This window comes from Chitinivibrionales bacterium (assembly GCA_014728215.1).
Classification (GTDB): domain Bacteria; phylum Fibrobacterota; class Chitinivibrionia; order Chitinivibrionales; family WJKA01; genus WJKA01.
This window is the reverse complement of the sequence record WJLZ01000229.1, coordinates 1-12,886: the sequence shown is the minus strand read 5'-3', so window position 1 is coordinate 12,886 and position 12,886 is coordinate 1. Positions and strand designations below refer to the sequence as shown.

The following is a 12,886-nucleotide window of genomic DNA, read 5'->3' as shown; positions in this document are numbered from 1 at the left end:
TTATCAGCGAGCCAAATTAATTATGCGCTTAAATAATATTTTTGTAAATATGCAAAATTAGTTTTTCTATCGTAGCAGTCAGTTTTATCCTGACCCTGATTTGAAATATAACGAAATTATCGTGCAATTCTGCCTGAGTTAATGTAAATTTATATAAACAAGCATACAAGGTTGAGGTGTGACTACCAGCGAGAATGTACATGGTATTACCAGGGCGATTCGATATTGTATCAGCACCATACGTGCTCTTGGCAGCATAGAAGGTACTGTTTTACCCGGCTTTCGATCACTTGCAGCTCAAGCAGAAGTGGCGCCGGTGACAATGTTGAAAGCGGCTGGCTTTCTTCGGGAGAAAGGTATCATAGAAGGGGGACAGGGAAAGCGGTATCGGATCGCTGCCGCAGCCGGAAAGGACCTTGATCGCCTCGAATCGGAAGTGAATTCTCCGGACAAAAGCCATAAGCCGCTCATTTCTTCACCATCAGGGCGACTTGCTCAAATGATTGCCCGCGACATCGATACCGGCGTGTATGATGGCCCCGGACCGCTGCCGCCAATGAAAGAGCTGGCAGGCCGGTACGGTACAACCTATTACAGCCTCAAAAAAGCATTGTCCCGGCTGGAATCGGAGGGCAGAATCATCCCTTTTAAAAGCGGCTATGTAGTTGCTGCAGTGCAGGTTGCAAAGTCAAGCGCCTCGATAACATTTCTGATTCACGGCCACGAAGCTGCCGGGGGGTTAATGCTTCCACCGTTGGCACAGAAGTTCCTCAGTCCCCTTGAAGCCGAGTGTGCCCGTATGCGGCTTGATCTCAAGACAACGGGATTCCTTGTCTATCGCGGCAAAGAAAAGCTGGAATTCTGGAACGCTCATCAGGGGGCAATCCAATTTTCCGATCTGCATGATTCGTTCGGTGCTATTGTTTTTGTCACGGCGGCGGACCATTCATTGCATGCGCTTCTCAAGATGCTGCCTGCAGTCAAAATGCCTGTGGCCTTTATTGATATAGCAGGAGAATGGAATGTGCCGGATTCGATGGCGGGAAATTCCGTTGCATTCTTCTCGTATGTTGCAGGTCAGGAGCCCGGCCGTGCGGCGGGGGAGTATCTTCTCCGGGCAGGGCATAAAAAGATCGCGTTTATCTCCCCGTTCCATGCGGCAAGTTGGTCACGACTTCGTTTGAAGGGGCTGCAACTGCTATTCAATGCTCAGGGAGGCGCCGTTGTATCATACGTAAAGGACAACCCTCCGGACATGACCTGGCATTATGAAGCCGAAGCGACGGCAACAGCGAATTACGGCAACCTGTATAAAGCCTACAAGTCATGGGCAAAGGCTTCCGATTCACGAATAGCGCAGTCATTGGATCATCTCTTTTCATATGAGCTTCCCCGGCGAATGCTTCCTCGATTGCTCTGGCGTCAAAAACTCGATGAGCTTTTCGAGCAGGCGCTTGCCGATAAACCATGCACCGCCTGGGTGGCTGCCAACGATGATGTCGCTGTTGCGGCAATGGATTTTCTCAAAAAAAGGGGGGTAAAAGTACCGCAGCGAATCTCGATTCTCGGTTTTGATGATACATTCGAATCGCTCCAGCATGGCGTCACCAGCTATAATTTCGATATGCGGACCCATGCCCGTCTGGCATTGAATTTTGTAACCGGGAAAAAAATTCTTAAGAATAATGAGAAGCCGGGTAGAGTTCCCGGGATCATTATCGAGCGGTCGAGTACGCGGAAAATAAGGTAAAATCCGGGTCGGGCCCACGCAGCTTCTGTTGCTTTTCAAGAGCCGGGGTTGAAATTTCGGGTTAGCGGCACAGGGTATGGTTATGGTCAGGATGCCGGTCTGGTGTGTGGGGCAGGGATAAGAAAGAGCGCACGCCTGCCCCCGATGCAAATCGGGGAAGTCACGAGGTCACGAGCGTATGAGGTGAGGAAAAATCGTCCCTTGTCCACGATTTTTTTCCTACGGCAAAAGAACAGTGTTTCTGATGCGCTTTCCATCAACCACAAAATCGGCAATACAGGCACCTTTGGCGGTTTCACTCAAGTCAATCCTCATCACGTGAGGTCCTTTGCCTCGATACGCATGCATAAGCGTTCCGTTCGGGCGAAATAATCGAAAGGAATAATCTACTGAACCGGGCATAATAACTTTCAGCGTCCGCGATTGGGACAAAGAAAGCAACGACGGCATCTGGTTGGTCGTTCCAGTGATGTTCCGGGATTTTGAAGAAAAGTCTACCCGAAAAGCTTTATCACTTATATCGCTATAAATTTCATCGTAATCGGTAACTTTCATGAAGCACTCTTTGCCGGCAATTTGAATGCCGTCTACCTCTGTGGGAATGGTCCAGGAATAACCGGTCCATGATGATGAGTTGGTACCGATTTCGGTGGTTGTAATTTCAGGCCAGGATACGCCGTTGTCCGGAGAAATCCACAAACGGGCTTCAGAGATCAGGCTGGTGTTGGCGTTCCAGGTAATGGTAACCTCCCGACCAACTTCATAGGAACCGCCGTCGTTAAAACAGGTAAGCGTAAAGGGGGCACTCTCTTCGATGATAATCCCTGCCAGAATTGGCGAATAATCACTGTCGGCTCCGCGGATTAGTTCGATATCGATCAAACTGTCGGTGACTTCAATCTCGGTGGTTATTTGAACCGCGTAATTCTGCCGGTTTCCCGCAAGTTTATAGACATCAACGGGATCGACCGACGCTTCCGTACCGTTGATCATGGCGGTATAGACCCTGTCATTCACATTCGAGGCCCAGCATTCGGCGGCAAGGAGCGTTACCTGATAGGTGCTGTTGGGTACGCGGATTCTGTAGCCGACTTCAATATGGCGAATTGAGCAGTACACCTCATCGTCATCGGTATTGTCGATCGAACGGCTTATTGTGGTCACGTTGCCGCTTCTCGTATATCCGTAGGTATAATCATCAGACCACTGCCGGTCGGGGGTGTAATCATCATATTCTCCACCACCAAGATTGACCTTAAAGGGGAGTGCCACCACATCGTTTTCGGTGGACACCTCCAAAACGTCCGATGGATCGGACAGATTTCCGGCCCGGTCGAACGCCCGGATAGTGAAAGAATAGTTGGTGCCCGGAACAAGGTTTTCGGTTTGATATGAAGGGGTTTCCGAACTGTCGAGGAGATTGGAACTTTCGTAGATATAGTAACCATTTATACCGATATTATCCGAAGATTGCCCCCATTGTAACGATATGCCGGTTCGTGAAACAAAGGTCGCTTCGAGGGCTGAAGGGCTCGATGGCCGCTCGGTGTCGACAATTACCGAATCGTCGTCAAGAATGGTGATAACAACCGATGATTGCCCGACAGCAGCACCCTCGGCGTTTGAGAGGACAACACCGAAATGCTCATCACTCTCCCTGTCGTTATCGTCAATAATTGGTACGGTAATTGTCTTAGCGTCACCGTCTCCGTCGTTCCAGGTGAATGTTCCCGACCGTGATGTATAGTCGTCCCCGGCACCGGCCGACCCATCATTTGTTGCATATTCTACTGAAACCGAACCAGTTGTTCCTCCCGAACGGAGAACCTTGATTGAAATATCCCCGTCGGTTTCATTTATCTCATAACCGTTATTTTCAAATTCGATTGTTCCCGACTGTGACGGCGGCGGGGGAAGTGTGCCGACCCAGAAATCGGGGTGGCACTCGCCGTATACGGAATAGGAACCGGATTGCCGGGCATTGTAAATCTCGCCATAATACATAGTGCCTTCATAAAGGTCGCCGCGGGTAACCCGGATAATCCCAAAGCCGCTCCGGTCATCCCACATGAAAACAATCCACTCATTGCTGTTGACTGCAAAACGTTGACTGTCGAACATGGCGCTTTTTACCCGATCGGGATATTCCAGGCTGAACCATTCGTATTTGTAATCATTCAACCCGTTTGCCCAGGTGAATTCATGACAGCGCATGTAGGTGTGCGCCGTTCTGTTCACAGGAGAATCGTAGGAGGAACTGGATGAACTCAATCCGGTGCCGTTTTCGGTAAGCAGGGTACCGTCGGGTGAAATGCTGGGAGAGCAGCCGAATCCATACTGTTTTTCCCGGTTGTTGATTATGTCGATTTTCATGGGGTCGTGGCTTTCCCACGATCCATTGCCCCCGCTGTTGTCTCTGGCCGCCATGCGGGCGCCCGAATTGTCAATTGCAATTTCTCCAAGATAGCTCCGCTCACCGGTATAGATTTTTGTCATGGTACCGTCGTCGGCACTGATCCGGTAAAAATCCCGACCCTTGACATATAAAACCGAGTCGTTGTGGGGACGGTAAGCGGCTATGGGGTTGCGGGCAAGCCCCGCTCCGGTGTTGACAAGGTGCTTTATATTGGATCCGTCGTTTTCAAGACGATATATTGTGCCGCCCTCCGAAACCGCATAGATATGCGTTCCGTTTGCCGACCAGCAGGCATGCTCAATATTGTTGCCCGAATAGATTTCTTCCGGCTGGTGCTGCGATGAACTCACCTGAAGGAGATATATTTTTGCATTACTTCCATACACAATCCAGCCGTCAACCGGCGCAGCCGATACAGCCGTGGCGAAAAATAAAAGACCCGCCACAGCAAAAAATGAAACAAAATAACCGTCAAAGAATGATCTGTCTTTCATCACGCATCACCATTCAAATTAATTGTTTAATCGGTAAAACAATCGATCGGCATTGAACCACGAATAAATTACCATGGTGTATACCATCTTTTTGCACTTAAAAATTTAAGTGCTTAAATTACCGAAAGGTTTTTTTCGCCTCTTCCGGTAAAGATATTCATACACATAATATATCGTGTAATTAAGAAATTTTCAGAAAAAATGTTGATTTAAATGAATTATTGCAAATGGTTATAACCTATACATCTACAAAAAAGGGCGCTATATGGGAAATATGCGCGCCCGGTTCGGAGTAAACGAGGAGAAATTCGGAGAGCAGAATGACGCCGCCGGTTTTCAGGGAGAAGCGAATATACCTTCTATACCGGAGCAACTCTCGGCGCCTCCATTCCCCCGGGCACATACGATATAATCGTTTTGTGCGCCAGAGATGAATGCGTTATCATTGTAACGACGCTCACCGGGGGCGGCGGTATAAATGGTGATAAAGTCAAATCCATCGGTGGTACGTTTGATATCAAAACCGGTTATCTGTCCTTCTTCATAATCTGGAAATGTCCAGGTAAGCTGAACGTCACCGCCGATCTGTATCGGAGAGTCGAGCAACGGATTGGAAATTGTACTGCCGGTCGACAGTCCCTCCATATTGGAACAACTGCTGCTGCCGTTACTTAAGGCACATATCTGATAATCATTTCGCATGTCGGTGAGATAGCCGTAATCATTAAATGTACGCCGGGTAACGTCATCCAGTGTTGTCAAAGTTGTCCAGCTCATTCCCCCGTCGCTCGAGTGCTTTACCTCAAAACCCGAGATACCGGGTTCTTCGGTTGAAGGAAAAGTCCAGGTGAGCCTGACATAGTTTCCATCGATATAGGGCTCTTGAAGATAAGGGGATTGTACTGTCTGAGAACTCCGGGCGAACGATGTGATTGCCTGTTTGTTTCCGTGAATTACCGAATTGTCATGCCGGATTGTTCTGATGCTATAGGTATAAGTTATCTGCTCCGCAATATCCCCCAAGTCGATATAAGAGCGTTGAGAAGCGTTCGTTATCGTGACAAGATGATACGGTGCGGCATGATTTTCACTCCGCATTATATCGAAACTTGCTATTTCACCGGGGTTTTCCCAGATTTTCCAGGTGAGTTGAATCGAACCGTCATTCCGTTGTTCCGGAATCAAAAGGTAGGGTGAAGATGGATCGGTGACTTCCATAACGACATCGGGACGGGCCGTCTGTTCAGAATTAATTTCGATGTATGCGTTACCCGAATAAACAATCGTGTTCATGCTGTCTTTTGCCTCAATCATGACATTGGCGGGCCCGGCGGGAATACCGTCCAGAAGACCGTAGCCCTTATCAAAGGGAAAGGAACGGCGAAAGGTTTCACCGGAAGTCGTGACCGAAAAAAGGATTGTATGAAGGGAAGGGGCGATTTGCCGGTCGAAAAAAATTGTGTTTTCCTGGTGTGTAGCCGCCAGCAATCGTGGAGCAATCGTACCGGTGTTTCCGATTTCCTGTTTCGGCTCCATGGGAAGACAAAAACAGAAAAGAAGAATTGTTGCAAAAATACAGCTTACAGCGAAAGGATTGATTTTTTTCATGGAGTTTCCCATGTTATTTCAACGGCTCCTGTTTGAGGGTTTTCGTTGTCGTCTTCTTTACCAAAAAGAAGAAAGGCGCCGACGCCTCCGGCCGCGGCAACTGTACCGATCGTAATTGCCCAGGTAAGTTTTCGGCGCTTTTTCTTGACTTTAGGATTATCATCCTTATCGAGAGAACGTTTGATAACCGATTCCTGCGGGCGAGGCGCACTTCGCCCCTGATCGGTCAAATCATCGGCAATCTGTGGTAGCGTTTCGGTGAGAAGACCGTCGATCTCACCCTTATGAAAACGGTTCACTGTTTTGATTATCTCACCGGTCTTGATACTGATAAGCCGGACATTGACCGAATAGGTGCCGCCGACCTTTCCGATACTTCCGGCAATAATCTGCTCCACGCCTAAAATCTGTCCCATCTCTACCATGCAGGCTTCATCGGTACACGCACCCGAATGCTGAAATCCCTGCTCTTTCATGATTTCATCCATTTGCGCCCGTTCCATGGTACGAAAATGGTTGGTATTGGCGATATAGGTCCTGAATGCATCGGTAAGCGTTGCCGTCTCGCCTTCACCCAGGCTCCGGCCTTCGAAATTGGAGACGGCGATGGTTACTTTTCTGGGATTATCAGAGCCTTTATAAACAGAATGCTGTGCCAGCGTAACATGAGCTGCAAATGCAATTATCACAAAAAAGGAGATACATGGTAAAAATGGACGCATGAAAATGTTTCCTTTTCATGAAAAAATGACAGAGAATGACTGCATCTGATTCTTCAATATTGTACATAATTGTACATAACTAATCGCGCTTTTTCAAGGGGGAGATGAAGATGGTGAGAATTGGACCGTGGTGAGAAGAATTGTTTTACAGGCCATAAAGCGAGGAATTGGCTAATGACAGGTGAGTTACTGACCCGCTGCAGGCATTATTTTTTCAGCGGTGAATTCTGGATGGCTTGCCGGGCTTTTTGGGCCTCAGTATAGAAGGGGTGTGATTTTTTATCCTGGTAGGCAAATTCGATTTTGCGCCACTTATCAACAGTTACCTTTTTACGCTGAGCTGTCGGTTCGGCGTAAAAGTAACGTGAGGCGGCTCTTGCTTCCCAGATTGTGGCTTGTTCGTGGATCCGATCGATATCGTAAAGAATGCAGGGGGCTGTTTTCGCCTTTTTCAGTGCTTCAAGCGCGGCATAATACTTTTGTCTGCCCAGAAAGAACCGTCCTTTTTCGAAATAGAACTCTGCATCGTTAATGTCATGGTACCCAAACCAGTTTTCATTGATTCTGCCGCTGGCCAGCAGTATGCGCATGTGATATAATTCAACAGCAGGATTGTCTAATTGTTCGTTTTCCATATTGTTTAGTACTGTCTGCGCATGATCGTAATTTCCGGCGCTGGTTGATTTTTGGAGAATGGCGATTAAATTATCGGTGCCGTATGTTGCCTGAAGTTTGAGGAGTTCCGGTGCTCCTGGAGCTTCTTCCTGTTCGGCAGTTGGTTCTTTGTGCTTCTTAGTTTCGGGTTCAGTTTTGGCTTCCTTTTTCGGAGACGATGATTGTTCAGGTATAGCGACGGTAAAAACCGGCCTGGATTTTTTGCCGGCTTCAGGCAGGGATTCAGGTTCTTTTTTTGTATTGGATGCGACTATTTCTTTTTGAGGAATATTTCGCCCTTTGTCGGAAGACCATAACTCCAAGTGGGAAATAACATACAATGTTGTTGCCGATATACCAATTAAGCCTGCGACAACCGCCGCCCGTTTCCAGGATAGTGCAGGTTGTGATGTGTCGTTGTCTCTGACAAAATTCACCTGCCGGTAAATGTCTGTTATTTTTGAAGGTGAAAGCTTCGTGCGCAGTTTCAGAATGTGTTTAAGTTCCTTGATTATGACTTTCATATCCTCGGGACGCTGTGAAGGATTTTTTTCCAGGCACTGGTGAATCAGGTTTGTTAATTCGGTGGGAAAAGAACGATTATAATTCTCGAGAGGGATATACACATTTTTTGTCCGGGCGGGAAGAAGTTTGTCGATGTCCAGATCGGGAAAGGTCATATGCCCGGTCAACAGTTCATAAAGAACACATCCAAAGGAAAAGATGTCAGACTTTGTGTCGAGCTCCTTTTCTTCGAGAATTTCGGGTGCGATATACTGGAGCGATCCCGCGCAGGCGTTATCAATCGAAAAAGATGCATGCAGTGCGGAGAGGTATTTGAAATCGGAAAGTTTTACACGACCGCATTTGCAGAAATGAATATTTGATGGTTTGAGGTCTCCGTGAATAATGCCTCGAAAACGCTTTTTGTCAAGACTGTAGGTGCAATGGTGCATATAATCGAGTGTTTTGGCGACGAAAATGCCGAGGGCAAGACAGAATTCAATGGGGAGTGGTTCTTTTTCGGCAATGATTTTATCGACCGAAATGCTTTCGATGAGTTCCATTTCCCGGTAGGGAAGGCCGTGCCATTCTCCTGTATCGAAAACATGAATACAATCAGGGTAATCGAGCTGTTTCAGAATAATGCCTTCTCGTACAAAGGAATCTTTCTCCCGGGAGGTGAAATCCGGATGCATGAGCTTGATCGCTCTTTTTTCGCCTGTTTTCTCATTTTTTATTTCATAAATATTTCCGGTACTTTCTATTCCCAGCTTCCGGGTAATAGTGCCGGAACCCAGCCCAAGGGGCTCTGAACCGTCAGGAACAGGGATAAGCGTTTTGTTTGAAACGATAATCCCGCTTTTTGAAGAATGCAGTTTAATATACGGCCGATTCATCCTTTACACCCTTTCGCCTTTGCATCTTTATTTTTTAATCCTGCAAAATACAAATTAAAAAATCCTCTGTTAATTACTATTCAGGATATTCGATTTTATGGATTCTCCTTTGATGTCGTCCCCCCTGAAAGCAGGCATCAAGCCAGGTATCTACCATCTTTATCGCTTCACTTTCACCCGTCATTCGTGCACCAACAGCAATCATATTAGCGTTATTATGTTCTTTTGTTAATTGTGCACTTTCGGTATTCCAGCAGAGGCCACAGCGTATTCCTCTCACTTTGTTGGCAACCATAGCTTCACCATTGCCGCTCCCTCCGATTACAATCCCGATCTCGCTTTCACCCCGGGCAACGCTCTCTGCAGCGGGGCGGCAAAAATCAGGGTAATCAACCGGCTGATCGTTGTTGGTACCAAAATCCGTGACTTGGTAACCACGCTTTTCAAGGTGAGTTTTGAGTATTTCTTTCATGGCAAAACCTGCATGATCTGAAGCAACAGCAATTGTTTTCATGATATTCTTTGTGCTCTATTACAGGACCAGTCTCTTTTTTAAACGCATGATTGCCAGGTATCCGAATAGGGCGATAAATGAAATAATATATCCCAGATCGATTGCAGCCCATTTATCCCATTGCCACGCCGCCAGCGACCGTATCAGCCGAACCGAATGGGTCAAGGGAACAATTTCCGCCACGGGTCGGACGATTCCGGGGAGATCCTCCAGAGGAAATACCACTCCCGCAAAAAAGAACATGGGAGAAAGGAGACCGGTGAAATAAAAATTGAAATGATTGATAGTTTTAACAAATGATGTAATCAACAGTGAGAGAGTCGCAAACATCAAGCCGGTGAGAAATCCCAGGAACGGCGCGAGAAGGATCTGGGGGAAGGGGGCCAGGCCGAAAATGCCTACAATGACAAGGACTGTGCAGGAGAAGAAAAAACCTTTGGTGCCCGCCCAGATAATCTCCCCGATAATCAGGTCGTTGACATTCATGGGCGCCGAAAGCATGCCGTCGTAAACTTTATCAAACTCCAACCGGATAAAGGTGCCAAAACTACATTCGAATGCCGCAGTAAACATGGCCGACGTCATCAACAGTCCGGTTGCCAGATACTCTATATAAGGAACACCATTCATCTCCCTGATATACTCCCCGAGACCGAGACCGATACCGCCGAGAAAGATGAGCGGCTCTAAAAAAGGCGGCAGTCCGTTGCTGATGATATTTTTCGTATACACCCGCATATGTCGAAACCAGACGCCATACAGCCGTGCAGCAAGAGGGGGATATTGCCGGTTTTCATTACGCTTCATTAAGCTCTCTTCCTGTAGTTTTAAGAAAGACATCCTCCAGATTCGACTGGCGTAATATGTAATCACCCGGTGCAAGGGTTTCGGTCAACGTTCGAAGATCTTCGATAGTTTCCGAGTAAAACATGCTGACATCACGGGATATTTCGTTCCGGATATTTTTACCCCGTGCCTTTTCTTTCAAGGTCTCGAGGGCTTCGTGACGAAGCAGCTCGAGCACATAGGATTCTATCTGCTCCCTCACAACCGTCTGAGGGGCACCTTCAAGTACTTTTTCTCCTTTATGCATAATCACGACATTATCTGCAATCTGAAAGGCTTCTTCCATATAATGCGTGGTAAGCAGCACCGTGAGACCTTGCTTTTTAAGCTGGCGGATTTTTTCCCAGATTGCATGACGGACCTGGGGGTCGAGACCGGTAGTCGGTTCATCCAAAATTAAAAGCCGGGGTTCATTAACCAGAGCGCGGGCAATAACCAGGCGGCGTTTCATGCCGCCCGAAAGCTCCCTGATCCGGGCGTTATGTTTATCGCCAAGCTCCATGAACTCCAGGAGACGACCGATACGTGATTCGGCCTCTTTACCCGGAATCGCATAAAACTTTGCATAAACCATAAGGTTCTGCGTGACATTCAGTTCGGTGTCGAGATTGTTATCCTGAGGAACCACTCCGGCAAGGTACTTGATTGCCAATTCATCCTGTGCGGGATCATGCCCGAATACTGAAATCCGGCTCTCTTTCCGCTTCTCCCGAAGACAACGGCCATATACCATATGCATCAGGGTCGATTTGCCTGCTCCATTGGGGCCAAGAAAACCGATACACGATGATTCCGGGACCTCAAAATTTAAGTTGTTGACTGCAACAAGGTCACCGAAACACTTGCATACATTGCGTACATCAACTGCAATACGATTTGCCATTTCTGAATACTCCGGCCGGATGCTGGACATTATACGGTAATTCAAAGGAACTTGATAATTTATGCTCGGAAGTTTGAGTTCCAGAAAATAATTAAAAGCAGCACAAGGCAAAAATTTGCCGAAGAACCAGAGTCCCGTTGCAGAGTGCGGAATGGGTATACCGATAATTGCTCAAGCAGAATGCCTGGGATAAGCAGATATATGTAAGAGATAAAAAGGCAGAAAGAGAGGAAAATACCGGGAAGTATAGCTCTCCTTATCGCCGTACACCGATCTTGACCCGTTCTGTTATTGCATTATCTTTAATATCAGTGGTTTTCATGACCATAAGATAGGTGCCGTTACCGACAAGGCGGTTGTTTCGATTCTGAATGTCCCAGTATATCCCGTATACACCGGCTTTATCGGTCGCAAGTACAGGAAGAGCCTTACGGACCATATTACCGACAGCATCGTATATATCTGCTTTCCCATATGCTTCATCAGAAGACCGAAGCCGGATTGTTTTGAGCGGAATGGCCGAATTAACCCCGATAATCGCACCATGGGTCCTGTCTTTGACTACATTGGCATAGGCTGTGCGTACCCTATTATCGATCGGTTTATCGACTTCCACCGGATTGGGAAAGACCGCCAGTTCGATTTCTTCATCCATCGCCAGTTCGATCGGCACGACAGGACCGTTGAGCGGCGGGTTGACCCCAATGGTATCTCTAACATAGGGGCTTGATCCCAAAAAACCGATTTTATCTTCTACCGGTACGATATCGAAGGCATCTTTATCGGTAAGTACGATAACGTCATCGATATAGGGTGACGGACATAGGTTTGCAAAAACAGCATCATGCAGTGCTTCACTGCTAAGAGTGGTTTTATCAATATAGACAAATGCGCTTTCGGGCGCAGTGCTCATCAGCAGGCTGCAGTTGACCGGTTCGCTGAAAGAAATAAATAGTGAATCATTAGAGTCTGTACTCACACCGGGATGCAGCACCGCCTTTGTTACCACCGGTCCAGCCGAATCGATGACCGTGGTTACTGCAATGGGATAATCTCCGGTCGTTAATGGTGTTCCCGAAAAGGTAATGTCCGCATTATCCCATCCTGTACGTGACGGCGTTGCACTGTTTTCCTCTAATATGATATGGAGGGTGGCGCTGTCGACCCGGATCAGGTCTACCGGTTTGATGGGAATCACCGTTCCATCATCGGTAGTGAATTGAGTCGATTGCATGATATCCTCGATATCGGGCAACTGCTCCAGCAGGACAGTCGTATCGGGGAACAGGAAATCGATCCGGTCGAACCGGCCGTTGGCATTGGTGTCCCGTACAATCGCTGTAACTTCAATGGTATCGGGCGGCGGAGCACAGGGAACAGCAATGCGCAGGGTATCGAGCGGCAGATCCGGATTGCGATAGATCGCAATAATGCTGTCGTTGACAATGTGATACAGTATCGGATCTCCCGGCGTTGCGCTCTGGGCGGTCGCCCGCTCGAACGTGCCCGACCAATAGTTTCCCGAATCGGCGAGAATGGTACTATGGCTGTCGATACTGCTGTGGAGCGCTGTCGATACTGAGTCGACGAGCGAATCGC

The 12,886-nt window shown here is 47.6% G+C and carries 6 protein-coding genes and 2 pseudogenes; 1 reads left to right on the top strand and 7 read right to left on the bottom strand.

Going from position 1 to position 12,886, the window contains the following annotated elements; genetic code table 11:
• Positions 1–178: 178 nt before the first annotated feature.
• On the top strand, positions 179–1,750 hold the full coding sequence (locus GF401_21115) for a GntR family transcriptional regulator (protein ID MBD3347562.1): 1,572 nt from the start codon (positions 179–181) through the stop codon (positions 1,748–1,750).
• 219 nt (positions 1,751–1,969) lie between these two features.
• Here GF401_21115 and GF401_21110 read toward each other — a convergent pair whose 3' ends face one another.
• From GF401_21110 to GF401_21080, 7 genes and pseudogenes are all read right to left on the bottom strand, one after another.
• Entirely contained in the window at positions 1,970–4,660 is a 2,691-nt protein-coding gene (locus tag GF401_21110) for a hypothetical protein (GenBank protein MBD3347561.1), read from the bottom strand.
• A gap of 336 nt (positions 4,661–4,996) precedes the next feature.
• Complete coding sequence (locus GF401_21105; GenBank protein ID MBD3347560.1) at positions 4,997–6,268, bottom strand: hypothetical protein; 1,272 nt, start codon at positions 6,266–6,268, stop codon at positions 4,997–4,999.
• Positions 6,265–6,990: a hypothetical protein gene (locus GF401_21100; GenBank protein MBD3347559.1), complete on the bottom strand. Its 726-nt coding sequence runs from the start codon at positions 6,988–6,990 to the stop codon at positions 6,265–6,267. Before GF401_21100 ends, GF401_21105 begins: the two co-directional genes overlap by 4 nt.
• A gap of 206 nt (positions 6,991–7,196) precedes the next feature.
• Complete coding sequence (locus GF401_21095; GenBank protein ID MBD3347558.1) at positions 7,197–9,044, bottom strand: protein kinase; 1,848 nt, start codon at positions 9,042–9,044, stop codon at positions 7,197–7,199.
• A 76-nt stretch (positions 9,045–9,120) separates the two neighbouring features.
• Positions 9,121–9,582 (bottom strand): annotated as a pseudogene (gene rpiB, locus GF401_21090) (ribose 5-phosphate isomerase B).
• Positions 9,583–10,365, bottom strand: a pseudogene (locus GF401_21085) (ABC transporter). It abuts the pseudogene before it with no gap.
• A complete protein-coding gene (locus GF401_21080; GenBank protein ID MBD3347557.1) occupies positions 10,355–11,287 on the bottom strand; it encodes an ATP-binding cassette domain-containing protein in 933 nt (310 codons plus the stop codon). Before GF401_21080 ends, GF401_21085 begins: the two are co-directional and overlap by 11 nt.
• Positions 11,288–12,886: the final 1,599 nt, after the last annotated feature.

Excerpts from the sequence above, each read along its gene's own strand:
- GF401_21100 (MBD3347559.1), bottom strand. The coding sequence starts at position 6,990 with ATGCGTCCATTTTTACCATGTATCTCCTTTTTTGTGATAATTGCATTT.
- GF401_21095 (MBD3347558.1), bottom strand. The coding sequence starts at position 9,044 with ATGAATCGGCCGTATATTAAACTGCATTCTTCAAAAAGCGGGATTATC.
- GF401_21080 (MBD3347557.1), bottom strand. The coding sequence starts at position 11,287 with ATGGCAAATCGTATTGCAGTTGATGTACGCAATGTATGCAAGTGTTTC.
- GF401_21105 (MBD3347560.1), bottom strand. The coding sequence starts at position 6,268 with ATGAAAAAAATCAATCCTTTCGCTGTAAGCTGTATTTTTGCAACAATT.
- GF401_21110 (MBD3347561.1), bottom strand. The coding sequence starts at position 4,660 with ATGAAAGACAGATCATTCTTTGACGGTTATTTTGTTTCATTTTTTGCT.